The sequence below is a fragment of the Vallitalea sediminicola genome (assembly GCF_054408565.1).
In genome coordinates, this window is record NZ_BTPT01000019.1 from 25747 (window position 1) to 51170 (window position 25424).

Genomic DNA, 25424 nt, shown 5'->3' on the forward strand with positions numbered 1-25424 from the left:
TTTTATATTTCTTACAAATATTATAACATATTACAACAATATTTCTACACTTATTTATTACTATTTTCTTGTCAAATATATTTTCTATATTTAGCTTCTTTAACAAACACACCAGTAAATTTTAGGATAAAGTAAAGAAATTAAAATAGATGGGTCTTTAACATTATTAGTATAATCAATAAAGTTATTAGCATATTGGGTTTTAGAGCAAAATTTATCTATTACATATATTTGTAAAGCTAGCAAATTTCTTTGACTTAGTAATAAAACTATATAATAAAAAAAGCACAAAAATTCTAAATATACTACTCCTAGTCCAATCTCGTTTTATTGTAAAATTCTTTTCTAATATCTCATCTCTTGTTATGACAATTGAAATTAGAACATTTTCTACTTGGATAGCCTCATTTATGACATCATCATCAGTAGCAAAATTATGATACTCCTTATATCTACCAGGAATAATCCCTTCTTTGAAAAATGCATATCCTATCTGATCATGATATAGTTCATTAGTGTATACAATAATAACTTTACCATTTCTTTTCCAAATATAATCTACTGATACATCTCCTACATTCTTAATATACAATTCACTGCCAACCATATCTTCTATTGATTTTAGTGAATAGTTATATAAACTCACTTCCCATATCAATAACCCAAGAATAATAATGACCGGCACTATTTTGAGTAGATATTTAAATTTCATAGATTCTCCCATCTAACGTTATGTATTAGAAACTACCAAAGCCAATATCCGCTTTACCATTTAGTGTCACCGGATATATTCCTTTACCAGTCTACACTAGGATATTGATGAGCATAAAACTCGTTTAAAATCATTAATGTTTCAATCCTTATTGTATTGGATTATGTATTACTACTTAATTCGTTTCCTGAATTCTTCTAGACCTTTTTTGTTTCAATCCTTATTGTATTGGATTATGTATTACTACTAATGCATTCGTGGTCTGCTGTTGATCCAGCGGTAAGTTTCAATCCTTATTGTATTGGATTATGTATTACTACAATAATCAAAGCCACGATATAACTAAGACTATAGCATGTTTCAATCCTTATTGTATTGGATTATGTATTACTACTTAGTGATCTTTGTTCTTTGTGCTGCTGGTGCTAGGTTTCAATCCTTATTGTATTGGATTATGTATTACTACATATTTAATCCAGAAGAAGATCAAGAAAAAATTATGTTTCAATCCTTATTGTATTGGATTATGTATTACTACGAAAAAAGTAAAAGCAGCCTACATTAGAGGACATAAGTTTCAATCCTTATTGTATTGGATTATGTATTACTACGACTTGGAAGTTCATTCAAGAAAACCAATAAAGGATGTTTCAATCCTTATTGTATTGGATTATGTATTACTACAAGTATTAGCAAGAGAAGAAATCGAAAACATTATAAAGTTTCAATCCTTATTGTATTGGATTATGTATTACTACCAGGAGCAGTATTGCCACTTAGTCAAGATGATTTTGGTTTCAATCCTTATTGTATTGGATTATGTATTACTACAGTAACCCTTGATCCTTCCATTATGTCGATATCAGTGTTTCAATCCTTATTGTATTGGATTATGTATTACTACAGCAACATCTTGACCGTTAATATTTAATCTTACACAGTTTCAATCCTTATTGTATTGGATTATGTATTACTACTATGCGCCGGTCCTTACTACTAAATCTTTTTCATTTTCGTTTCAATCCTTATTGTATTGGATTATGTATTACTACGAATAATTGACATAATAATATACCAAAACATGGTTGTTTCAATCCTTATTGTATTGGATTATGTATTACTACCAGTTTATAGTATCCGCTTGTGGCTGGATGCTTCCGTTTCAATCCTTATTGTATTGGATTATGTATTACTACCTCTAGCTGCTATATTGCAAGCCATATTTAATCCTATGTTTCAATCCTTATTGTATTGGATTATGTATTACTACTAGCACTATTCCATGTTACATTGTATCGTTGCATGACGTTTCAATCCTTATTGTATTGGATTATGTATTACTACCGCTTCTGGAATGTTTGTGTCACCCCTTGCACCAGAGTTTCAATCCTTATTGTATTGGATTATGTATTACTACGCGGTTTCCCCCGAAGGTTTCCTTCTGATATGTATATAGTTTCAATCCTTATTGTATTGGATTATGTATTACTACAGACCCCCTGGCTAAAATCCACCAATTTCAAGGGTTCAGGGCTTTTTTATACTTCAACAAGTTTTGTAATATTATGTATAATAATATTGGATAATGTCAATAATATCGTCATTTTCTCTTATGACGAGTAGCTTCAAACCCTCACTATATCTAGTTCTAAACATGGTGACAAATTCTGCACCAATAATTTTATAACAATATAAGATTATCTTTTCATATTTCTTACAAACATTATAACATATAATAACACTGTTTCTATACTTTATTATTTATATTTTTAATTATTTAATATATCATTAACCAAACAACCATCTTCTATTTTTAATATTCTTGAACATATTTCCGAAACATGTTTGTCATGGGTAACAATAATAACAGTTTTTCCCTGTTGATTAATCTCTTTTAATAATTGCATGACTTCATTAGATGTTTTTATATCTAATGAACCTGTAGGTTCATCTGCCAGAATTATATCAGGTTTATTTACAAGCGCTCTAGCAATGGCAACTCTTTGCTTTTGCCCCCCTGACATCTGTGAAACTTTTCTATCAGCTAATTTTCCTATTCCCAACTGTTCTAGAAGACAAACACATTCTCTTTTAATATGTTTTAAACCCATACCGCCTATTAACAGTGGAATAGCAATATTTTGAACTGCTGTACTTTGATTAATTAATCCATAATTTTGTAATATAAATCCAATTTTTCTATTTCTTATAACTGCTAATTGTTTTTGACTCTTATTAGTTATTCTTTCATTGTTCAAATAGTATTCCCCATCTATAACAAAATCCAAACAACCTAATACATGAAGAAGTGTTGATTTACCCGAACCTGATACCCCTTCAATAGCTATCAGTTCACCTTTTTTAATTTCTAGATTCAGATTTTTAAGAGCGTGAACTTCAGCACCTGTATTTTTTTTATAATACTTATTAACATTTTCAAGTCTTATATAACTCATTATTCATTCCTCCGTATTAGATCTACAGGATTAGTCTTTAATAGTTCTATAACAATCCAAAGTGAACTTGTCATATAAATTACTAGTATTACACCAGCAGATATCAAATAATTATAACCATCCATTATAAGACTTTTATATGCATTTTGATTATATGTGAATCCAATTAATATAGCTGCAAGAATGCTAGCTATCAAGACATGAGTGATACTACGTATAATCTCAATAATTATACAATTCGCCCAAGATAACCCAAGCATATAGTATATGGCAAATTCTTTTTCTTCGTATATTTTTTCTAACATATTATTAGAAGTTAAAGTTGCAATAATAAGGCTTAATAATAATATCCACATAATTAGCTGTTCTCTTAATTTATATGATAATTGATTTTTAGTATTTTCTGTTAGTTTAGAAGAAGAGGTAATTAATCCATGTTTACTTAATTCATCTATTATGACTGATTTATTTTTTTGCTCTTTTTCCATAAAAATTATTTTTGGTTTTTCTGGATATGTAATCAGCTCATTACTATTTATTATACCAACTTCTTCGTATGCAACAAACAAATTATTCCACTTCAATTCGCTACTTGTGACACTTAGATTAAAATAATAATTTTGCTTAGATAATATTCCAATCACTTTACAATTAATTTTTTTTCTAAAATCCTTGTTATTTAATTCTTTTTCAATTATATCACCTATTTTTAGCTTATAAGTCTTTGCATATGAATAAGATAATATAATAGGTATTTCTTCATCACTATATTCTGTAAACCAAATACCTTTACTGAGAGGCAAATGTATATTTTTTATAATAGAATCGTTATATATCATAACTTCCAATCCATCAGTTGTTTCAGATTTTTCTAACTCTCCAACAGTATAGTCTTTATCTTCATATTTGCTACCTTTATATTCACTAATATGATAACTTTTTTCTATATTCATATCCTTGACCATATCTAATACATATGTATAATGTCTCCACATACCTATCATAACATTAAGTAGATATATTATAAGAACTAGTTCAAGTATAATAATTATTTTAGATAAAATATTATTTTTAAATTTATTCAATCCCATATAAAGAATTCTTTCCATCATAATTATAACCTCTCTACTAATCCATCTTTTAATGCTTTTCTAATTTTAATAATAACGTTAATACTTACAAAAATTATTATTATAATAAAACCACTAACATATTGAAAAAGACTTAATGAATTAGATTCTATATAAGACTCATATATAATAATGGCTAAAACATAAATGATTCCAAGCATAAGAATAATATCAAATAGTAATAACAAGAATCTTTTTTGAAAGCTCATTCCACATAACAAATGAATAGCAAACTTATCTAAATTAATTTCAGTTAAATATCTAAAAATATTAATTATGCTCAGTAAGGAAATCAATACTATCCCACCACCAATAATTAATTTAAAGGCTAATTCTTGAAAATCACTGTTATTTACTTTTGGGATAATTATTTCATTATATTCCTCTATCTGCTTAACCAATGTCATTAGATAATCTTGTTGAGATAGATTCAATTTTTCCTTAAAATTAATACTTAATTCATTAACTCTACTATGATTTTCTATAAAATCCTTATATGGAATATATATAATTTCATCTAAATATCCTCTACCTGTACCAATTATTTTATATATCTTATTGTTTAGCTCTATATCTTGACCCACTTCAATCAGATCATATCTGCTGGTAAAAGAACTTTTAATTATAAAAGCTAATTGACTATTACTTTGCAAATCATAATCCTTATAAAATTGTCCTTGTCTTATTTCAAAATGTTTTCTATAACGTTTAACCTCCATTGCTAATCCTACTATGTTATGACTATTACTTTCATTATCCATTCCTAAACCATGAAGTTCTAATTTTGCAATTTCTGGTATTTTATTTGATACCAAAAGTTCATCTACTGTTAATTTAATTACATTAATATCTTGTTCACCATTTTTATTGTATATAATTCTATATGGTTTATACTCCTGACTAGAATTTTTTCCTTTAACATAACTTGTATAATAAAAAGAAAAAAAGTAAAAAAAAGCAATAAAGCATATTAAAAAGTTAGTTAGGATTACACACAATATTTTCTTTCTTTTTCTAAATAATATTTTAAAATCTTGATAAATTAAATATATTAATCTCATCTATAGACTCCTTGATAGTAGAATACAGCGGTTCATTTATTAAGATATGACATCTCATTAATATTATAACATACTAAAAATTAATATTAGAAAAAGCAGATATGAATTTATCTGCTTTTCTAATACCATCAACTATTTATCCTAAAAATAATAATTCTCTCCAAAATTATTATCCCAATAAGTCTCACCACCAACAGTATAATATATCACATACTGAGAAGCTGCACTTGAAGTTGTATCTATACCATTTTCCTCCAAATCAATAGACCATGCTTCAGTACCATTAGAATAACTACTATGATAAGTACAATCGTAATCATTATATGTTGCCCAATTATCATTAGTAACACGTACTTTAACAGTTTTGTTGTATCCAAGATTTTTTAGATAGAACCATAGATCCTTAGAATTACTATAGAACCTACTCTCACCTATATTACATTTTGATAATTCAACTAGATGTTTTGATTGACTAAGATAATAATTATTACCATTATTATTATCCCAATATGTATTTCCATCAACTTCATATTTAATAGCGAATTTACAATAATTGTCTCCACAATATTGATACTTTACTCTAGTGGTATAAGGTGTATCATATTTCCATATTTCATAACCATTAGGAAGTGTTTTATAATAGGAAGCAGTTACATCTGTCCAATCAGTATCATTATACATAAAATGAACAGTTACTTTTTTATCATATGCTAAGTTCTTCACATATATATATCCTGTAGATGAATACCCATTAATATAGCCTTTGTAACCAAAATCCATATGTAATTTTGCAGAATATAGTTGTACGTTTTCAGCTTCTGTTTGTGCATAAGAAGTAATGTTTAGTATATTTATAGTTAGTATAAAGCAGATAAGAAAAGTTGCAATGTTTAATGTTTTGTTTTTTAACATCATAATTCCTCCTTGTATTATTTTTTTACAATATATATAATATTTCACTTTTTTAAATTTGTCAATATATTTCTCTATTTTATATAAATATATTATATTATCAAACTTTATTATATTAACAATAAATATTGTTTCTACAATTATACCATAGACAAATTTTCATATTTTAAATTTAAGTATTTATTATGTTAATTCAAAGACAACATAACAAGATTATTATGCATAAAAATACATTTAACATAGTTCTACTAACTACATCTCAAAACATGGTAACTGGCTTTAACACTATAGTTTACGCTGTATGTGTCAATCAATAATACATTTTAATACTAATTCTTATATGCTATAATAATTCATATAAATACTATTGGAGGTTGCTTTATGCCAAAATTTGAAATTATGTGTGATAGCGCATGTGATTTACCTGATTACCTAATTGAAGAATATGATATAAATATAATTCCTTTTTATATATCCTTTGATCAGGAAAACTATTTACGGGAAAGAATTGACATAACTATAGATGAATTCTATGATAAATTATATAATAACTTTCCAAAAACATCATTACCTTCCGTACAAGATTATATTAATAAATTTACTCCTTACGCAGAAGAAGGGAAAAATCTATTATGTATAACACTCACATCCAATTTTAGCGGCTCTTATCAATCTGCTGTAAATGCTCGTGAGATTATACTAGAGAGTTATCCTGATTTTAATATAACAGTTCTAGATTCTAGATTATGTACAGCTTTACAGGGCTTATTTGTTGTTGAAATCGCCAAAATGAGAAATGACGCCTTATCTCTTGAAGAAGCAATTGATAAAATCGAAAAAATAATACCTACAGGCAGGATAATGTTTACTATAGGTACTCTCGAATATATGCAGAAAAGTGGAAGAATAGGTAAAGTTAGTGCTATAGCTGGTACTATGCTTAATCTAAAACCCCTTATCGTAGTTAGAGATGGTGAATTATACCCTTATGGTACGATTAGAGGAAGAAAAAAAGCACTTAAGAAAATAGTTGCTATGACTAAAGAACACTTTAAGAAATCTGATGAAGATATATCTCAATATAATTTTTGTATAGCTAGAGGACATCATGAAGATGAGGCTGAGAAAATAGCTGAGAAAGTTAAAGACCTTGGAATAAAAAGCGATTTACCTTTTTATCAAGTAGGTTCTACAATAGGAACTAGTTGTGGACCTGACCCAGTGGGCATTACTTTTATAAAAAATTATAAATATGTATAATTTCTTGATTTATTGATACATATATAGTATAATTTTTATTAGTTTAAGGGAGTAGCTTAAAACTTAGTTGTGAATACTGAGTTGAATAATCAGTCGTCAGTCCGGTTAATACACCCGGCTGGTTAACCATTTGATAACTATGCTTATGATTATTTTATCATGTAGTATTATTATAAAATGAAAGCGAGACTTTTACTGTATAATACAGTAGAAGTCTTTTTTTGTCACAAATCAAGACTTAAAACTTATGCTAATAAAGGGAAAATAATATTAACTCGCAAAAAGATTCACAGCAATTCAATATACAAGGAGGATAACATTGATGGAAAAATACTCACCCTATTTGCTATTTTTAGTTGGTTTTATCATGATTATTAAAGGCAGTGATTGGTTTATAGATGCAACCATATGGATAGCCAAAGTATTAAAAGTACCAAATATTATAATAGGAGCAACTCTAGTTAGTATCTGTACTACTTTACCAGAGGCAATGGTATCTGGAAGTTCCGCTATTAATGGAAATGCAAGTATAGCATTTGGTAATGCTTTAGGTTCAATAGCTTGTAATACTGGTTTTATAATGGGTCTAACTATCATTTTATCAAGACCTGAAATCAGGCAGAAAAAGAAACTTCGTAGAACAGGATTATTTTTAGTATTTTTATTAAGTCTATTAACTGTTTTTTCTCTTGTATTTGGAGAAATATCAAGGATCACAGGCTTTATGTTCCTAGGAATCTTAGTTCTCTACTTATATAACAATATAAAAGATGCTAAGATGAGCAGTATTGAAGTTAAGCAAGATGAAAGTATTGAAGTTACAAAAGGTATTGTAATAAAAAATCTTATATTCTTTATTATAGGTATTGCTTTTACAATCGTTGGCGCTAATCTCTTGGTTACTAACGGTGAAACAATTGCTAAGATACTGGGTGTACCAGATATAATAATAGGTGTTACACTTACTGCTTTTGGTACTTCCTTACCAGAATTAGTTACTGCGATAACAGCCATAGTTAAAAAAGCTCATGATATATCTATCGGTAATGTTCTTGGTGCTAATATACTTAATATCATATTGGTTATTGGTTTATCATCTAGTATATTACCATTTAAGATTCAACCTAGCTGGTTAAGTTATCACATACCATTTGTATTTGCTATAGTACTTATACTTGTTGCATTTACTTTGATTAATAAGAAGAGATTTCAACGTTGGAATGGAGTATTAATGATTGCTACTTACTTTGCTTATATCTATTTCTTAGTGTTTTAATTATAAAAATAAAAAACTATATATCTTGATATAATAAAATCCTGGGCTAACAACCAGGATTTTATGTTAAGCAAAATTTTAATGGAGTAAAAATTTGCAAAACTACTAATTAATTTTTTCTATTTCTTTGGCTTTCTTATCACCAAAAATATAATATGCAAGTCCAACTACAATCAATAACCCACCTATTACTTTACCAGTAGAAAATATTCCAAAATTGATATAATCTATCAATATTCCTGTAATCATCTGTCCTAAAAAAATAAGTATGGTAACATAAACTGCTGATATTTTGTTTATCAAAAGGTTATTTAAACATATGATAATTGAACCTATTGCTCCACCTAATATATAATAGAATGGAAAATCACCTAATTTATTAAAAGAAAAGTCAAATACAAATCTATTCAAAATCAAATAAAATATAATTGAACATATTAATCCCACTAAATAGTTAGTTATACTTGACTGAATCAGTCCCACTTTTGTTGCTAGATTTCCATTAATTGATATAGAAACAATAACTAATGCCCCTGCTAATAGCGCTAATATAATGTACATTACAGGCCTCCTATTATAAAATAATCATCACAACAATCCCAATACTCATTATTGCTATACCAGTTAATTTTTTTATATTTATCTTGTTTTTCTTAATTCCCAATAATCCAAAATGGTCAATGAACATGGATGCAATCAATTGCCCCATCAATCCAAGACTAATTGTTAATGCAACACCTAATTTATCAAAGCATACATTATTTAATGTAACATTGAAGATTCCAATCGCTCCACCAAGAAATAAAAACTTTGGCAACCCTTTAATGCTTTTCAATTTACTTCGACTAATTAAAAATATAATGCTTGTACCTATTAAACCTACTAAGTGTATAATAATCAATGATTCATTATTACCTACCTGTTGAGCTAATAGTCCATTAAACGAAATCATTAGAGCAATCATAACTCCATTAATTACAGCTACAAATTCAAACATTAGATGCTCCTCTCATTTGCATAAGCTATTTATTTAAAATTCATAAATAAGTATTTACAAATTACATGTATTAAGATATCATTTATAATACTATATGTAATAGGACATATGTCATAGGAGATGATTTTTTTGCAAACATATAAAGATATACAGTTATTCAACACCTATAATGAAAGATATAAATTATATGAAATCTTTGGAGATGATCTAGTAAGTTATTACGAGTTTCATCTGTTCGAAAAAGGTGAAATGATATGTAAGATGGAAGAACCTGTTTATTATTTTTACCTTTTATTAGAAGGTAAAGTAAAAGTATTTACTATGTCAGAGGACGGCAGAATACTATTACATGAATTCTATAAATCCATAAGTAATTTTGGAGATATTGAAATTCTTAATGATACTAATTACAGCAGTAATGTTGAAGCTATAAAACAATCTCTATTTATAGCTTTCCCTGTTAACTATATAAAATCCATATGTATGAATAGAAAAAATTTTTTACAGTATCTATGTGTCAATTTGAGCAGAAAATTCATTATTAGCTCAAAAAAAAGTTCTTATAATATTTTATATCCTCTAAAAAATCGACTAGCTGCATTTATCTTGGAACATATAACCATAGAAGGTCAAAAATTAATAACACTCACTTCATCATTTAAAGAAATAGCTGAATCCCTGGGAACAAGTTATCGTCATTTATATAGGTCTTTGAATGAATTGAAATTGCTTAATCTCATTGAGATTGATGGTAAACAGATTACGATTATAGATGAAATGAATCTTAGAAAATTGAGTAAAGAGTTATAGCCTTTTTAACATTAAATAAATTGATTATAGTCAAGTAAGTCAGAACAAATGATTGTTCTGACTTGGTTTTTGCAAAAAATATATTAATCAATAATTTTCTTATTTCTTCAATATCTTAGCTAATTCCCCTGTTATAACAGGTATAATTGCCAATCCTACTGCTACACCCATTTGAGTTATATCTAATGGGAATGTTCTAAAGACAGGTTGTAGAACTGGTATATATACAACACCAATCAATAGAAGGATAGCAATTAGTACTGAATAATTTAGATATTTATTTCCTAGGAAATTCATTTTGAAAATGGATAATGTTTCAGATCTAGCTGAATAAGCTCTAAGCATTTCACCTATGATCAATGTTACAAAACATAAGGTTCTAGCTATTGTAAGCTTGGTTTCACTATCTACATCACCTGCCAAAACAAATCCTAATTGATAAGAAGCGAGTACTGCTATAGTAAGACCTATACTTTGGAATGCTAATGCAATACCCATCTGACGGTCAACTATTGGTTCTTTCGGATTTCTAGGTTTCACACTCATGATTCCTTTTTCGCCTTTTTCAAGTCCTAATGCAAAAGCTGGAAATGAATCTGTAATAAGGTTTATCCATAAAAGTTGAATAGGCACTAGAGGAACTTGCCAGCCTACTAACATAGCAATGAAAATTATTAGAATCTCTCCTATGTTACAAGATAATAGGAACCCAACAAATTTTCTTATATTACTATAGATGATACGTCCTTCTTCAACTGCATCAACAATACTTGCAAAGTTATCATCTGTGAGAATCATATCTGCCGCTTCTTTTGAAACATCTGTTCCTGTAATCCCCATGGCAATTCCTATATCTGCCTTTTTAAGTGCTGGGGCATCATTGACACCATCACCTGTCATAGCAGCAACATCACCATTGGATCTTATTGATTCAACAATCTTTACTTTATGTTCTGGCGAAACTCTTGCGAATACACTTGTCGTTTTGACTTTTTCTTGTAACTGATCATCTGAGTAATTGTTGATCTGTACACCTTCCATAGCTTGTTCATCATTATCAATAATACCTATTTGTTTTGCTATGGCACTACCTGTAACTATGTGGTCTCCAGTTATCATAACAACTCTAATACCTGCATCCTTGCATAATTTAACGGCATCCTTGGCTTCTTGTCTTGGTGGATCTATCATACCTGTAAGCCCAACGAAGGTTAGATCATTTTCTTCGTTTTCCAATTGTGCGTTTTCATTTACTTCTTTGTATGCAAATCCCAAAACCCTTAACGCATTCTTAGCAAAAGTCTCATTGACTTTACTAATTTCATCTTTATGCTGCTGGGTTAGAGGTTCTTTGTTACCATCTATGATTATCTCTTTACACCTAGATAGTATTACGTCAGGTGCACCTTTTGTAAACATAGTAAATGTTCCTTCAACATTGTGAAGTGTTGACATTAATTTTCTGTCAGAATCAAATGGATATTCTTTTAATCTAGGGTATATGTTATTAAGTTTATCCCTGTCATATCCTATTTTGGCTCCCAAAACGATAAGAGCACCTTCTGTTGGGTCTCCGATTATTTCTTCATCTTTCAGCCTTGAATCATTACATAGAATTCCTGCCATCAACATTTTTTCTAATAATTTATTATCTTTTTCACCACTAGTTATATCTCCAACAGTCTTATATCCTGTACCAGAGACTTCCCATTGATTGGTTCCATCAAATACTTTTACAACAGTCATTTTATTCTGTGTTAAAGTACCTGTTTTATCCGTACATATTACAGTTGTACTTCCAAGTGTCTCCACTGCTCCTAGACGCTTCATGATTGCATGTCTTTTTATCATCCTCTGCATACCCATTGCAAGAACTACTGTAACTACAGCTGGTAGACCTTCTGGTATAGCAGCGACAGCTAAACTGACAGATGTCATCAATACCTCAATGAAAGGCTGATTTCTTAATAGTCCAAGTACAAATATAATTGCACATACGATAATACAAACTATACCAAGCATTTTCCCAAAAGCATCTAATTTCTTTTGCAAAGGTGTCTCTTCCGAAACAGCTTCATTAAGCATAGAAGCAATCTTACCGATCTCCGTTTCCATTCCAGTACCAACAACGATTCCTTTACCTCTACCATATGTAACGATAGTACTCATATAGGCACAGTTTAATCTATCAGCAATCTGAGATTGTTCATCCAGTAAAATTTTCGCATCTTTTTCCACTGCAACTGACTCTCCAGTAAGAGCTGATTCATCAATCTTAAGATTAATGCTTTCTGTTAATCTTATATCAGCAGGAATATAATCTCCCGCTTCTAATTCAACAATATCTCCTGGCACCAATTCTTTTGAATCAATACTTGATATCTTACCATCCCTAATGACTTTTGCCTTTGGCGCAGCCATCTCTTTCAATGCTTTTAGAGCATTACTAGCTTTCCTTTCTTGTATAATTCCAAGGGCAGCATTAAGAATTACGATACCAATGATTACTATTCCATCAACTAATTCACCTATGGAAATTGATAAAATACTTGCAGCTATCAATATAATTATGATAAAACTGCTGAACTGTTCAATAATCATTTTGAATAATGTTTTGCCCTGTTTTTCCTTCAAGCTATTAGGACCATATTTAGTTTGTCTTTTACTCACTTCGTTGCTATCTAACCCGTCATTTATTTTGACATCTAAATCCGATGCAACATTATCTACATCCATTGAATAATATTTAGCCACTTTAATCCTCCTATTCTAACAATTGTTATTAGTCAATAAAAACCAATAATAATATGATAATACCAAATAATGTTAAAAAAATAAAGCTTTTTGAGAACTTATATATATTGAACTTAAACATCTATACACCAATTTTAATAAATTTAATATATTTTCCTTGATTTTATATATCATCTTCTATCTTATTGTGTTCAAGCCTACAGATAATTATTACATCAAAAGCGACTATATCACGTTATTTCGTATATTAATCAATGCTATATATTATAAAGCATTTTTTTCATAAGACTTAAAACTATAATGCATCACGAAAAAAACTATAATATTAATTAGTTGTTTTCATTATATTGTTGCCAACATATTTCTCTTATGTAACAATGTAACCATAATATAGAGTGAGCGCTCGTTCTATAAATACATATTCGGTAATATAATGTTATATAAGTACATTGAACTGTTTATGTGTTATATGAAAGGAGGAGATTATGTGACACAGGAATTAACCAAAGCGAACATTAATCTTTATGCTGTACTTCGAGACCTTGAGGACTTATGTGAATTAGACAAGGATATGAAAGCCCTCATAAAAGACATAAGCATGACGATTAAGTTTGTAGTTAAGAACGGTCCAAAAGGATTCTTATCCTTTAAAGACGGCACATGCACATTTAGTAAGAACCTAGACAAATGTAATATTATCCTTTATTTCAAATCTCCACATCATTTTAATCAAATGATTGATGGTAAAGCTAATCCCATACCTCTAAAAGGACTTTCCAAAATCAGCTTCCTCAAAAATGAATTCATAACTCTTACAGACAAACTCTCCTATTACTTAAAACCTACACCATCTCTATTAGAAAACTCAGCTTATCTAAGAAATAATACTATACTTACTGCTTACACTGCTTTTTTTGCTCTTGCACAAGTCGGGAACACAGATTCAATAGGAAAACTCAGCGCTAAAAGAATACCTGATGGAATTATCAATGTATCAATAACAGAAAGTAATACTGGAATACATCTTATTGCCAAGAATGGTCATCTACAGGCAAGGAAAGGATTATCTCCTAATAATAGGGCTTCAATGACTTTTTCTGATATCATCACTACTAATAAGATATTAACCGGCGAGATAGATACTTATTCTTGTATTGCAACTCAAAAACTTCAATTGAAAGGTTATATTCCTATGCTGGACAATATGAACAAGTTACTTGGTCTAGTATCATCCTATCTACAATAAGAAATGAAAGGAGGTTAAATAATTGCAAACCTATACTTATAATGAAAATCAAAAGCTTTTCAAGAAAGCCCTTAACTTAATTCCTACAGGTGTATATGGACACTTAGGTCCAGCTGAAGGTTGTTTCATACCAGTATGTTCTTACCCATTTTTCTCATCTCGAGCAAAAGGAACTTATTTCTGGGATGTGGATGGTAATCGTTTCATTGACTATATGTGTGCCTATGGTCCTAATGTTCTAGGCTACAATGATGAAGATGTTGATATGGCAGTTGCAGAGCAAATGAAGCTTGGTAACTGTACAACTGCTCCTTCTTCCATCATGGTGGATTTTGCGGAACTTCTAGTGGATACTGTAGAAATGGCTGACTGGGCATTTTTCGCCAAAAATGGAGGGGATGTCACAAGCTTTGCACTTATGATAGCAAAAGCAGCTACTGGAAGGAAAAAAACAATTCTTGTCAATGGTGGTTATCACGGGGTAGCCCCTTGGACTCAGAAGTTAGGTTATCCAGGCATCTGTGAAGAAGATATTGTTAATAACATCTATGTAGACTGGAATAACTACGAACAAGTTGAAAAAATAGTTAAGGATAATCCTAATGATATCGCCTGTTTCATGGCTACTCCTTATCATCATCCTGTATTTACAGACAGTGAATTGCCTGAAAAAGATTATTGGCAGAAAATAAGGAAACTCTGTACAGATAATGGAATAGTATTAGCTATTGATGACGTTCGCTGTGGTTTCCGATTAGATATGAAAGGTTCTGATCATTTCTTTGGATTCCAAGCTGACTTAATGTGTTTCTGTAAGGCTCTTGGTAACGGATATAATTTTTCAGCATTATGTGGTACTGATGCTCTAAAAGATGCAGTATCATCAGTTATGTATACTGGTAGCTACTGGCTATCTGCTGTACCATTTGCCGCTGGCATGGCATGTATTAATAAATTAAAGAAATTGGATGGACCGAAACTAATGCAGGAAAAGGGTAAAAAATTAACGGATGGCTTAGTTGACATAGCCAAGAGCTATGGCTTCAGCCTAAAAGTGTCAGGCGTTCCTTCTATGTGGTATATGCGGATTGCTAATGATGATTCCTTGACCCTTCATCAAGAATGGATATCCGAATGTGTCAAAAGAGGTGCTTTTTTCGCTAATCATCATAATCTATTTATTAACTGTGCCCTCTCTGACGAAGATATAAAACTCACTCATGAAATAGCAGATGAAAGTTTTAGAGTAGTAAAAAATAATCATAAAGAAATATAGATATTTCTTGGAAAGGAGTGCATTATGCCATTAACTGACATTGAAATAAAAAACCTAGAGAAAAAAGCTCATGAATTAAGATGTCTATGTGTAGACACAGTTGTTTGGGCAGGCAGCGGACATATCGGTGGTTCTATGAGTGCCATGGATATCTTAACTATACTATATTATAAATACCTTAATATTGACCCATCCAAACCTCTATGGGAGGATAGAGACCGTTTTATTCTAAGTAAAGGTCATATAGGTGTAGGTTTTGCACCAGTACTAGCTGACAAAGGTTATATTGATAAAGAACTTCTAAAAGAATATAATCACACCGGTTCTGAACTTGGAATGCACCTTGATTCCAATAAGGTTCCAGGAGTAGATGCATCTACTGGTTCATTAGGTCATGGTCTGCCAATTGCAGTGGGTATGGCGTTAGCTGCACGTATCAACAATAAAGACTACAAAACCTTTTGTTTACTTGGTGACGGTGAATGTGATGAGGGTTCTGTATGGGAAGCGGCAATGTCAATATCTCATTATAGAGTAACTAATTTAATAACTATAGTAGATAGAAATCGTTGTATGATTGATGGTCCAACAGAAGATGTCATGTCCCTTGAACCATTCGCCAAAAAATGGGAAGCATTCGGTTTTATTGTGAAAGAAGTAAATGGACATAGCTTCAGCGAATTAGCAGAAGCCATTGATTATGCATTAGCAGAAGAAAAAGCTCCTGTAGTCATTATCGCAAATACATTAAAAGGTTGTGGTATAGATTTTATGGAAAACAATTATAAATGGCATTATGGAGGACTTAATTCTGAAAAGATAGCACAGAGTAAAGAAAGCTTAGAAAAATATTATAAAAAACGTGTGAAAGGAGCATAGACTATGGGTGGATTAACATATACAATGCTTGATACAACCAATCTTTCAACTGCTGAGATGTATGGAAATGTCCTATGTGAATTAGGAAATGAACATCCTGAGATAGTAGGTCTTTCAGCAGATTTGGCTAAATCAACTAAAATAGGTTTGTTTGCAGAAAAATTTCCAAATAGATTCTTTAATACTGGTATAGCGGAACAAAATATGTTCAGTATTGCTTCTGGTATGGCAAAATGCGGTCTTGTTCCTTTTGTATCCACTTTTGCGATCTTTACATCCATGAGAGCCCTTGACCAAGTACATACCGATATATGTTATCAAAATCTTAATGTAAAAATGATAGCTACTCATGCTGGATTATCTTTTGGTCAGGCAGGAACAACTCATCATTGTACTGAAGACATAGCTATTATGCGTTCCATGGCTAATCTAAAAGTTATTGTACCTGCTGATGGCATGGAAACAGCCAACGCAGTTACATCAGCATATGAGACTAATGGTCCTGTATATATAAGAATCAATAGAGGTTTTGACCAAAAAATATATGAAAATACTGATTATGATTTTAGAATAGGAAAAGCTAATCAGTTGATGGATGGTAATGATTTAACTATTATCGCTTGTGGTTCTTGTGTATATCAAGCCATAGAAGCTGCAAAAATCCTTAGTAGTGTTGACGGTATAAAAGCAAGAGTTCTTAATATGCATACCATAAAACCTATTGATAGAGACGCAGTATTAAAAGCAGTATATGAAACAAGACGAATAATAACCGTTGAAGACCATAATGTAATTGGTGGACTCGGAAGTGCAGTAGCTGAAGTAATTATTGAAAGTGGAAAAGGATGTGCCTTCAGAAAGCTTGGTATCCCTGATACTTTCTCAATCATAGGTCTTCATGAAGACTTAATGGCTTACTATGAAATAGATACCAATGGAATATTAGAAAACGTTCGCAAATTGATTGGCTTAGAATTTGAAGAAGATGAAGATTGGGAAGATGAGGTGTAGATAATGGCTACTAGAGAAGATATTTACGCTAATAAAATATTTCTTAACGCAGTACTTCCATTAGTTAAAACAATTATCTCATCAAATGAAAAGTATGCAAAGAAATTCAAAAACAAGAACGGGATAGTTGGGATAAGTGCAAAAGACCCTGATGGAAAAGTTGGAACTCATTATATCATTGCAGATGGAAATTTCACAGTTGTAAAAGGTCCTAATGATGATTGTGATGTTGAACTAGAATTTCGTAGCATAAAAGATCTTAATGATTTTTTTGCAGGTAAAAGCAAAAAACTTCCTAAGATAAAAGGTTGGTACCATATCAGTCTACTTACCGCTACTTTGTCAGTTCTAATGTATATGGCTAAATTACTTGGTGCTACTGCACCTCCTGAAGATGATACTGAAAAAGATCTAATTGTAAAATTATATTTTTCTCTATTATCAACTGGTATCAGTCAACTTAATAAAACAGGTCATCCAGAAGTATCAAAATGGGTAAAGAAAAGTCCCGACCGTATATTTGCATGGAAAGTAACTGATAAACCTGACCTTTCTTCATATATAAGAATAAAAGCTGGAAAATCCAAAGCTGCACGTGGTGAATATAAACGCTCAAAACCATTTTTCACCATGCGTTTCGATTCAACTGATAGTGCACTAGGAACACTTCTAGGGATAGATGATATGATTGAAGCTACTATAACAGAGAAATTGATTATGGAAGGTGCACCAGAATTTGGGGCACAGCTTGGTGAATATATGCTACTTGTCGGTTCCTACGCAAAAGGAAGTTGATGATATTTCAATAACTATGGAAAGGATGAATCTTCATGAAGATAAGGTCTTTAAGTCACGTAGGACTTACAGTTTCTAATTTTGATGATGCTGTAGATTTTTATAGTAGAACATTTGGTTTCAAACTAATCAGCGAACAGACATTAGGAAAAGAAAAGATCAACAATCTATATGACTTATATCTACTTAAAAATGCTAAAGTCCGTTTTGGTTTTTTAAGAGCTCCAAAAGGTGGTGTCATTGAGATATTCGAATTCTTCCCTAGTGTTCCAAGTGAACATACTGTATGGAATAGACCTGGTCCAACCCACTTTACCTTGGATGTAAAAAATGTTAAGAAGTGGTATAATGTATTAAAGGCTAAGGGTATAACATTTTTATGTGAACCTCAAAATACCCATGGGACAGAATGGGTATTTATGAAAGATCCTGATGGTAATTTAATTGAACTTATTGATCTAAAATTGAATTATTCCATAATAAGAGTCATTGGTGGATTAGTCGCTTACATAATGTCAAAAACAAAATTCAAAAAATATTATAATTAGTATATTGAACTAAACATAGTACTGTAGTTTTTTCTCTACAAAGGAGGTTGAAATGGATACTACACTAAATACTAAAGAAATTACTGGTAGAACTAAATATCATAAAAGCACATTTGACAAGATATCTGAAGAACGTAGACAACGAATTATGGATGTAGCAATATCTGAATTTGCTGCAAATGGATATAATGCATCAAACATTAATACCATCGCTAAAAAAGCTGAAATAAGTATTGGATCAATGTATAGTTATTTTGCCTCCAAAGAAGATTTGTTTCTTACTATTGTAGATGAGTGTTTTAATGTTCTAGAATCAGTTTTATATTCTATTGACATTAAAGAAGGTGATATCTTCTATATCCTTGAAAAACTATTAAGGGCTTCAAGGTATTACGCAATCAAATATCCAGAATTCAATCAGATATATCTAGATGTAACAACTCAAGGATTAAGTAAATTCTCTAACAAGCTATCTCATAAATTAGAGGATATAACAGCCAATTTTTATTTGGATATTCTTAATTCTGCAAAAGATAGTAATCTAATTGATGATGATATGAATTATAATGTAGTCTCTTTTTGCATAGATAATTTAATTATTATGTTTCAATTTTCATATACATCTGATTACTACAGAGAACGCATGAAGATATTCACAGGATATGACACCATAGAGAATGAAGAAATGGTCATTGAAGAAATCCTGAAATTCATGAGAAAAGCTCTAATATAATTAATACAAAAACCCCAATGCATATAAAAACTATACATTGGGGTTTATATTATTTGCTCTTAATAAGTTGGAAGATTATCCAAATTATTATCAGTTGATCCATCTGGATCAGCTCTTAGAAACTCTACACCATTTTTAGCCTTGCTTACATTAACGCCATCAATACGATTTTCTTGAGTCATCTTAATAGCATCTTCAATTGGATACGCGTTACCATCATTTAGCATAACTTCTGTTATTTTACCATAACCATCTTTTCTTACTTTAGTAATTCTACACTTTTCTTCCATGTAAATCCTCCCTTATATATCTAAATATAATTACGTCATTATTATGTGCTAAATAAGGGAAAATATTCATTTATTTGTATTTTATTGAATTACTGTAGTTAATTTCACACATAAATCTTTTTCACATATTCAGATGTAAATAAGCTTAACACACTTCCATATTTCAAAGAAAATCTGAGTATACTGCCAACAGTATAATTAGTAATACTCTCCGTAACATCTAAAATCAAGTGGTCACTACTTGAACCAATGATTTCAATACTTTTATCATCTGGCAATATATCTGTAGGATTAACATCTTGTCTTCCAATAGCGCAAATAGCTCTTTTACGTATACCTTTATCTTGAAAAGATGGTTTATTACCAAAAGCATCCATTCCTATATTGCCTATAGGGACTGATGGTTTCTCCTGCAATTCAATGATTTCGCATTCTAGAGTCATTGCATCCTGATAAGTATCTTCAATTGTATTTCCAAAAGCTGTTTCTCTTCCAAGTATAATAGATTCTCCTAGCCTTAATTGATTGATTCCTTTAGGCATATCTCCTGATTCAACTAAGTGCAAACTACTAGAATTCCCTCCCGACACTACTTTCAAATTCAATTTATATTTTTTTCTAATAATCTCTTTCAAAGTTAAAAGATATTGAAGATTAGATTTCTCTGGGAGAATTCCTCCGTAACATGTTAGATTTGTTCCTATTCCAATTAAGTCGATATTATCTAATGAAAGCATTATTTCAACAGTTTCAAATATCTCTTCTTCTTCAAATATGCCTTCTCTAAGGTCCCCTAAGTCAATCATCAATATTATTTTGTGTCTTATATTTCTTTTTTTAGCTTCAATCGATAATTTTCTAATAGTTGCGATTTCAGAATTAAGCGATATATCTGCATATTCGACCACTTCATCTACTTCGCTTATCATGGGTAGTCTCAGTAATAGTTTTGGTAGCTTGAAACGCTTTAATTTCTTTAGATTCTCTATACGTGAATCTCCTATTACTCTTATGCCTCCTTTAATCATCTCTCTAACTATCTTAGGTTTACCACAGAAGACTTTTGTAACTCCAACTACATCAATATTGTTTTCATTACATAGTTCAACTAATTTCTTCGTATTATTTTTGATCTTTACAAGATTTATTTCGACTCTTGGATAACACATTATACCCTCCTATAGAACAATACAAATATATAATAAATGATTGATAAAGTTATATTTTATTGTATTCTAAGCTTTCTAATAGTAATTTTAGTGCTCCTTTAGGATATTTCTCTGATATTACACCTAATGAGGCCATTATATATAATCTGTCAACCAATATTCTCACATCTTTTGAAGGTAATAATTCATCTCCGTTACCTTGTATCATCTGTCTGAGAATATCAATTCCTTCAAGTCTAGTTAATGCACCACCTGTTCCAATTATGTATTTAACATTAGTTAAGTCTTTTCCTTCAGCGATAGTTTTTTTACCAGTTGTACCATATAGATATCTTAATTTTCCGGCATGCCTTTTTATTGCGATAGTACTAGCTTCTAGTGTTAATTGTTTGATTAAATCTTTTTGAAGATTAGTTTCAGGAATAGGTTTATAGTCCTCTATGATATTTTTCAAATCAATCATATCAATATTCATTTTTCTAGAAAGTTCTTGGAGGGATATATTATCTATTATATTATTAACATTAATATAAACTCCAAGATCACCTTCTACTGTACGTTTAGCCATAGGTTCTGGACTTACTAATATTTGATTGATTTCATCACTGCCTGATGTCACTGAATGTACATCTGTTGTGGCTCCTCCCACATCTACAACTACTAAATCACCTATTTCCTCTTCTAACAATTGAGTTGCCTTCATAACTGCTCCTGGCGTAGGTAAAATGTTCATATTAACTAGTTCACGTACCTTTTCCATACCTGGTGCTTTTATGATATGTTCCTCAAATACTTCTTGAATCTTTAATCTTGTTGGCTTAATATTAAGTTTGTCAATCTTCGGATAAACATTCTCTACAATATATACTTTTCTTGAAACTTCATCAAATATTTCCCTAATTTCATCTTGGTTTTGAATATTACCTGCATATATTACAGGCGTATCTTTCAACTCTTCAATCTCAGCGATACACTGGGCATTATATAGTACAGTGTCCCTCTCTCCAAAATCAACTCCACCTGCTAATAAAATGATATTAGGTCTGATTTCTTTTAGTTTCTTTATATCAGTTCTTCTTAATTTTCCTGAAGTTATGAATTTTATGTTAGCTCCTGCTCCTAATGCAGCTTCTTTGGCAGCTTTCACAGTCATGTCATGAACCAAACCATGAACAGTCATCCTTAGTCCTCCTGCTGCACTACTAGTAGCAAAAAATTCATTGTACTCAACAAAAGAAGCATCTAGGTTTTTCTTTAAATCTTGAAAAGCATTTTTCAGCCCTTTTGTCACATCTCCTTCAAGAACAGTTGTATATGATTGACCTTGACCAACAAATTTCGGATTATCTGTTTCCATATCTGAAAATGCATTAACAACTGTAGTTGTACTTCCTATCTCAGCTGAAATAAGATCTACTTTCATATTCATCACTCATTTCTATTTAGAGATTTTCAACCATTTTCTATTTATCTTTTTCGTTCTCTCTTCTTTTTTTGACTAAGAATGTAGCTACATCAACACCTTTTGAACCTCTTCCAAATCCTGCATCCATACCATTCTTAACTGCTATTTCTGGTGTGACTTGTGTTCCACCGCATACTATCATTATCTTATCCCTTATACCTTTTTCAACACAGTAGTCATTTATTCTTTTCATATTTTTATAATGAATTTCATCATGACTTATGATAGTTGAAGCCAGGATAGCATCTGCGTTTAACTCAATAGCTGAATCAACTATCTTAGCTACTGATACAGATGTTCCAAGATAATGGCACTGTATTCCATACTTTTCGATTCCCCCATGTTTGATATCCAATATTTCTCTAAGCCCTACTGAATGTTCATCTTCCCCTATAGTTCCTGCTACAATTTTCATAGGTCTATTCTTGATATCTTCTCTTATTTCATCATCACTCATTACTATAGGTTTTGGTGGTATTACAAGTTCATTGATATCAATTCCAAATGATACCTTTCCTTTTATTTCTATTCTAGTTCCTTCAGCCGCCTGCATCACTTGTTTGTGAATTACTTCTACCTCTTCAAGATTCATTTTCTTACCTATTTCTACTGCTGCAAATTCTGCTGTTCGATCATCAGTAGGTAACATCATAGTTATAAATACTGTACCGTCACCCATCCATTCCATTTCTGGTTTTAAGATAGAAGTTTCACGTATGTATTTTGTTTCTTCCATTCTCTTATATACATTATCTTCTTCGTCTAACTCATCTATATATACTACTTTACTTCTATCTTCAAATGAACATCCACCTATTAGTGATGAAGGATCATCAACAGCTTTTTCACCATATTGAGCAAGATTATTGTATCCGAAGAATGCTGTAACAGGTGCCATATAATCTTCATCTCTCTCAATAACAGAACCTGCACCAACTCCACCATTTATTTTTCTTGCAATTCCATCATAATTTCTTTCTGGATAACATCCTGAATCTACAAAAAATCCAGCTTCAACTGCATTGAAATAACCACCTATCTCAAGAATCTCTTCCATGAACAATACAGCACGTTCTTTTAATTCACGTATCTTCTCTGGAAGGAATCCTTCATTCCTCTTCAATGCTAGCATTTCCTTTAATCCATCCATACCTATCATTGCTTGTTTAGCAGTATTAGTTCCTTCTATATTATATATATGCCAAGGTACATTCCTACCCTCATCAGGTGTTATGGTTGATTGTATATCTGCACTTGTCAACTTGGAAATAAGAAGGTTAAGTGTATGTGTTACTGTTGCTTCTCTTGTTGATGAACCCATATATTTCGTATTTTGCTGTGCTCTTATCTTATATTCTCTAAATAACTCTCTAAGTGCGATAGCATAAGGTAGATCAAGTTTCATACAAGGTGCTGGTGGAGCAGTTGGCGGAACAGATGATAAGCAAATATTTTCTTTTTTGATTCCTGATTTTACAGAGAACATAGAATTAAGTCCATGCTGTACCATAAGTTCAGGCATTACTCTCCATGCTTCTCTAGCCGTTGCATTAGCATTATGAGCTCCATCGATCTGTACTATATCTGCATAAGCCATTACATGTTTAGCGCTAGCAGCATCCACAAAAGAACGAATCATGTTGATATTTCTATATAGAACATTATATTGTGGATCTTGATGAGCTCCATTTACTCCTTCTTCAGCAAACATTACTGCAATTTCTGGTCCTGCTACACCACTTACATATGAGTGATAATTAATTTTTCTTCCTACTTCATCTTCTATAAAATCTAATGCTTTCCTCTGAGCTCTAAGTTGTTTTCTTGTTATTGGAATTCCACCTATACCTTGTGGAGTTCCTTCTATCAATCCATCAAAATGGCTTTGTCCTGCTGTTCTTATTACCATAAGATGATCTGCGCCATTCCAAGCTGCCATACGCATTCTACGTATATCATCTTCAAATCTTCCTGATGCAATTTCTGTAGTGATGACACTGTCAGGCTGTGGATCGATATTATTAAAATAATGAGCAGCTGGAAGTGGTTGACTTTGTTTTAAGTTTTCGCTAGTATCACTGTATCTAAATGGACCTATGTCTCTTACTTCTCCTCTACCATCTCTCCAATGCCATCCCATTCTACGAGGTGTGTAATGCTCTAAATCTTTTAAGATATATTCTATATCCAGTTTTTCATTAGGTTTTAGATTCATTGTTACTTTCCTCCCCCAAAAACTTGTTCTAAGTGAGCCCATAGCTCTTCATCATTATTCGCTAACCTAAGTCCTGCGTCCCTTATTGATAACTCTTTATCTCTAGCGACTCTATATACTAAATGTCCAGCACCTTTTCCCACAAGATGTTTCTTTTTTTCCATTATTGATGAAACAATTGCCTTAGACTCAATACTTGAAAATCCCATTCTTAATAATACCGAACGTTCAATTGATGGTGACGTGTTACTTTTAGCCATCTCTACCATAGGGTCAACTATTTTTTCAGCCAGTTCCCAGAATCTTTTTTCTAATTCATCTTCTGATAGATTTTCTAAATGTTTTCTTCTTGATTCATAATCATCCAGTCGATTATTATTACCCATAAACTTCCTCCTTGTATATTTACTTATTTCATAATAATGTCCC

At 31.0% G+C, this 25424-nt stretch carries 23 protein-coding genes and 1 CRISPR repeat array; of the genes, 10 read left to right on the top strand and 13 right to left on the bottom strand.

The window, feature by feature from the left end; genetic code table 11:
• Nucleotides 1-214 precede the first annotated feature (214 nt).
• From ACX6CF_RS08655 to ACX6CF_RS08675, 5 genes are all read right to left on the bottom strand, one after another.
• Nucleotides 215-712, bottom strand: a complete 498-nt coding sequence (locus tag ACX6CF_RS08655) for a hypothetical protein (RefSeq protein WP_458784924.1) — start codon at nucleotides 710-712, stop codon at nucleotides 215-217.
• Nucleotides 713-850: 138 nt separating this feature from the next.
• Nucleotides 851-2204: direct repeats of the CRISPR family, unit length 37 nt.
• Between the two features lie 277 nt (nucleotides 2205-2481).
• Nucleotides 2482-3168 carry an ABC transporter ATP-binding protein gene (locus ACX6CF_RS08660; RefSeq protein WP_458784925.1) on the bottom strand — a complete coding sequence of 229 codons (687 nt, stop codon included), beginning with the start codon at nucleotides 3166-3168 and terminating at the stop codon, nucleotides 2482-2484.
• A complete protein-coding gene (locus tag ACX6CF_RS08665; protein ID WP_458784926.1) occupies nucleotides 3168-4280 on the bottom strand; it encodes an ABC transporter permease family protein in 1113 nt (370 codons plus the stop codon). Before ACX6CF_RS08665 ends, ACX6CF_RS08660 begins: the two co-directional genes overlap by 1 nt.
• A gap of 2 nt (nucleotides 4281-4282) precedes the next feature.
• Entirely contained in the window at nucleotides 4283-5359 is a 1077-nt protein-coding gene (locus tag ACX6CF_RS08670; RefSeq protein ID WP_458784927.1) for a hypothetical protein, read from the bottom strand.
• Nucleotides 5360-5500: 141 nt separating this feature from the next.
• Entirely contained in the window at nucleotides 5501-6271 is a 771-nt protein-coding gene (locus ACX6CF_RS08675; protein WP_458784928.1) for a hypothetical protein, read from the bottom strand.
• A gap of 381 nt (nucleotides 6272-6652) precedes the next feature.
• Here ACX6CF_RS08675 and ACX6CF_RS08680 point away from each other — a divergent pair, with 381 nt between their 5' ends.
• The gene (locus ACX6CF_RS08680) at nucleotides 6653-7531 is read left to right on the top strand and encodes a DegV family protein (protein ID WP_458784929.1); all 879 of its coding nucleotides are present in this window, start codon (nucleotides 6653-6655) and stop codon (nucleotides 7529-7531) included.
• Nucleotides 7532-7853: 322 nt separating this feature from the next.
• Nucleotides 7854-8807 (top strand): calcium/sodium antiporter, encoded by a 954-nt coding sequence (locus tag ACX6CF_RS08685; protein ID WP_458784930.1) that lies wholly within the window; start codon nucleotides 7854-7856, stop codon nucleotides 8805-8807.
• A 105-nt stretch (nucleotides 8808-8912) separates the two neighbouring features.
• Here ACX6CF_RS08685 and ACX6CF_RS08690 read toward each other — a convergent pair whose 3' ends face one another.
• Both ACX6CF_RS08690 and ACX6CF_RS08695 read right to left on the bottom strand, forming a co-directional pair.
• Complete coding sequence (locus tag ACX6CF_RS08690; protein WP_458784931.1) at nucleotides 8913-9368, bottom strand: DMT family transporter; 456 nt, start codon at nucleotides 9366-9368, stop codon at nucleotides 8913-8915.
• 13 nt (nucleotides 9369-9381) lie between these two features.
• The gene (locus tag ACX6CF_RS08695; RefSeq protein WP_458784932.1) at nucleotides 9382-9804 is read right to left on the bottom strand and encodes a DMT family transporter; all 423 of its coding nucleotides are present in this window, start codon (nucleotides 9802-9804) and stop codon (nucleotides 9382-9384) included.
• Between the two features lie 129 nt (nucleotides 9805-9933).
• Here ACX6CF_RS08695 and ACX6CF_RS08700 point away from each other — a divergent pair, with 129 nt between their 5' ends.
• Nucleotides 9934-10614, top strand: a complete 681-nt coding sequence (locus ACX6CF_RS08700; protein ID WP_458784933.1) for a Crp/Fnr family transcriptional regulator — start codon at nucleotides 9934-9936, stop codon at nucleotides 10612-10614.
• A gap of 99 nt (nucleotides 10615-10713) precedes the next feature.
• Here the strand turns inward: ACX6CF_RS08700 and ACX6CF_RS08705 are convergent, their stop codons facing one another.
• Nucleotides 10714-13368, bottom strand: a complete 2655-nt coding sequence (locus ACX6CF_RS08705) for a calcium-translocating P-type ATPase, SERCA-type (RefSeq protein WP_458784934.1) — start codon at nucleotides 13366-13368, stop codon at nucleotides 10714-10716.
• 487 nt (nucleotides 13369-13855) lie between these two features.
• On the opposite strand from ACX6CF_RS08705, the gene ACX6CF_RS08710 reads away from it, so the two are divergent.
• From ACX6CF_RS08710 to ACX6CF_RS08740, 7 genes are read left to right on the top strand one after another with little or no spacing between them, the layout of a single operon-like run.
• Nucleotides 13856-14614 carry a hypothetical protein gene (locus ACX6CF_RS08710; protein ID WP_458784935.1) on the top strand — a complete coding sequence of 253 codons (759 nt, stop codon included), beginning with the start codon at nucleotides 13856-13858 and terminating at the stop codon, nucleotides 14612-14614.
• 22 nt (nucleotides 14615-14636) lie between these two features.
• A complete protein-coding gene (locus ACX6CF_RS08715; protein ID WP_458784936.1) occupies nucleotides 14637-15890 on the top strand; it encodes an aminotransferase class III-fold pyridoxal phosphate-dependent enzyme in 1254 nt (417 codons plus the stop codon).
• A gap of 24 nt (nucleotides 15891-15914) precedes the next feature.
• Nucleotides 15915-16769, top strand: coding sequence for a transketolase (locus tag ACX6CF_RS08720; protein WP_458784937.1), 855 nt, complete (start codon nucleotides 15915-15917; stop codon nucleotides 16767-16769).
• Between the two features lie 3 nt (nucleotides 16770-16772).
• Nucleotides 16773-17780, top strand: coding sequence for a transketolase family protein (locus tag ACX6CF_RS08725; RefSeq protein ID WP_458784938.1), 1008 nt, complete (start codon nucleotides 16773-16775; stop codon nucleotides 17778-17780).
• A 3-nt stretch (nucleotides 17781-17783) separates the two neighbouring features.
• The gene (locus ACX6CF_RS08730; RefSeq protein ID WP_458784939.1) at nucleotides 17784-18575 is read left to right on the top strand and encodes a hypothetical protein; all 792 of its coding nucleotides are present in this window, start codon (nucleotides 17784-17786) and stop codon (nucleotides 18573-18575) included.
• A gap of 35 nt (nucleotides 18576-18610) precedes the next feature.
• Nucleotides 18611-19123 carry a VOC family protein gene (locus ACX6CF_RS08735; RefSeq protein WP_458784940.1) on the top strand — a complete coding sequence of 171 codons (513 nt, stop codon included), beginning with the start codon at nucleotides 18611-18613 and terminating at the stop codon, nucleotides 19121-19123.
• Between the two features lie 52 nt (nucleotides 19124-19175).
• Nucleotides 19176-19856 (top strand): TetR/AcrR family transcriptional regulator, encoded by a 681-nt coding sequence (locus ACX6CF_RS08740; RefSeq protein ID WP_458784941.1) that lies wholly within the window; start codon nucleotides 19176-19178, stop codon nucleotides 19854-19856.
• A 59-nt stretch (nucleotides 19857-19915) separates the two neighbouring features.
• Here ACX6CF_RS08740 and ACX6CF_RS08745 read toward each other — a convergent pair whose 3' ends face one another.
• The 5 genes from ACX6CF_RS08745 to ACX6CF_RS08765 all read right to left on the bottom strand — a co-directional run bounded on the left by ACX6CF_RS08745 (nucleotide 19916) and on the right by ACX6CF_RS08765 (nucleotide 25381).
• Complete coding sequence (locus ACX6CF_RS08745) at nucleotides 19916-20146, bottom strand: DUF3892 domain-containing protein (RefSeq protein WP_458784942.1); 231 nt, start codon at nucleotides 20144-20146, stop codon at nucleotides 19916-19918.
• Nucleotides 20147-20250: 104 nt separating this feature from the next.
• Complete coding sequence (gene orr / locus ACX6CF_RS08750; protein ID WP_458784943.1) at nucleotides 20251-21315, bottom strand: ornithine racemase Orr; 1065 nt, start codon at nucleotides 21313-21315, stop codon at nucleotides 20251-20253.
• Nucleotides 21316-21364: 49 nt separating this feature from the next.
• Nucleotides 21365-22738: a GlmL-related ornithine degradation protein gene (locus ACX6CF_RS08755; protein ID WP_458784944.1), complete on the bottom strand. Its 1374-nt coding sequence runs from the start codon at nucleotides 22736-22738 to the stop codon at nucleotides 21365-21367.
• A gap of 40 nt (nucleotides 22739-22778) precedes the next feature.
• Nucleotides 22779-24995 carry a D-ornithine 4,5-aminomutase subunit OraE gene (gene oraE, locus ACX6CF_RS08760; RefSeq protein WP_458784945.1) on the bottom strand — a complete coding sequence of 739 codons (2217 nt, stop codon included), beginning with the start codon at nucleotides 24993-24995 and terminating at the stop codon, nucleotides 22779-22781.
• A 2-nt stretch (nucleotides 24996-24997) separates the two neighbouring features.
• Nucleotides 24998-25381, bottom strand: a complete 384-nt coding sequence (locus tag ACX6CF_RS08765; protein ID WP_458784946.1) for an ornithine aminomutase subunit alpha — start codon at nucleotides 25379-25381, stop codon at nucleotides 24998-25000.
• Nucleotides 25382-25424 lie beyond the last annotated feature (43 nt).

Coding starts and splice junctions, on each gene's coding strand:
- ACX6CF_RS08745 (WP_458784942.1), bottom strand. CDS start 20,146: ATGGAAGAAAAGTGTAGAATTACTAAAGTAAGAAAAGATGGTTATGGT.
- ACX6CF_RS08660 (WP_458784925.1), bottom strand. CDS start 3,168: ATGAGTTATATAAGACTTGAAAATGTTAATAAGTATTATAAAAAAAAT.
- ACX6CF_RS08685 (WP_458784930.1), top strand. CDS start 7,854: ATGGAAAAATACTCACCCTATTTGCTATTTTTAGTTGGTTTTATCATG.
- ACX6CF_RS08765 (WP_458784946.1), bottom strand. CDS start 25,381: ATGGGTAATAATAATCGACTGGATGATTATGAATCAAGAAGAAAACAT.
- ACX6CF_RS08665 (WP_458784926.1), bottom strand. CDS start 4,280: ATGATGGAAAGAATTCTTTATATGGGATTGAATAAATTTAAAAATAAT.
- oraE (WP_458784945.1), bottom strand. CDS start 24,995: ATGAATCTAAAACCTAATGAAAAACTGGATATAGAATATATCTTAAAA.
- ACX6CF_RS08740 (WP_458784941.1), top strand. CDS start 19,176: ATGGATACTACACTAAATACTAAAGAAATTACTGGTAGAACTAAATAT.
- ACX6CF_RS08670 (WP_458784927.1), bottom strand. CDS start 5,359: ATGAGATTAATATATTTAATTTATCAAGATTTTAAAATATTATTTAGA.
- ACX6CF_RS08735 (WP_458784940.1), top strand. CDS start 18,611: ATGAAGATAAGGTCTTTAAGTCACGTAGGACTTACAGTTTCTAATTTT.
- ACX6CF_RS08690 (WP_458784931.1), bottom strand. CDS start 9,368: ATGTACATTATATTAGCGCTATTAGCAGGGGCATTAGTTATTGTTTCT.
- ACX6CF_RS08725 (WP_458784938.1), top strand. CDS start 16,773: ATGGGTGGATTAACATATACAATGCTTGATACAACCAATCTTTCAACT.
- ACX6CF_RS08655 (WP_458784924.1), bottom strand. CDS start 712: ATGAAATTTAAATATCTACTCAAAATAGTGCCGGTCATTATTATTCTT.
- ACX6CF_RS08695 (WP_458784932.1), bottom strand. CDS start 9,804: ATGTTTGAATTTGTAGCTGTAATTAATGGAGTTATGATTGCTCTAATG.
- ACX6CF_RS08730 (WP_458784939.1), top strand. CDS start 17,784: ATGGCTACTAGAGAAGATATTTACGCTAATAAAATATTTCTTAACGCA.
- ACX6CF_RS08720 (WP_458784937.1), top strand. CDS start 15,915: ATGCCATTAACTGACATTGAAATAAAAAACCTAGAGAAAAAAGCTCAT.
- ACX6CF_RS08675 (WP_458784928.1), bottom strand. CDS start 6,271: ATGTTAAAAAACAAAACATTAAACATTGCAACTTTTCTTATCTGCTTT.
- ACX6CF_RS08755 (WP_458784944.1), bottom strand. CDS start 22,738: ATGAAAGTAGATCTTATTTCAGCTGAGATAGGAAGTACAACTACAGTT.
- orr (WP_458784943.1), bottom strand. CDS start 21,315: ATGTGTTATCCAAGAGTCGAAATAAATCTTGTAAAGATCAAAAATAAT.
- ACX6CF_RS08680 (WP_458784929.1), top strand. CDS start 6,653: ATGCCAAAATTTGAAATTATGTGTGATAGCGCATGTGATTTACCTGAT.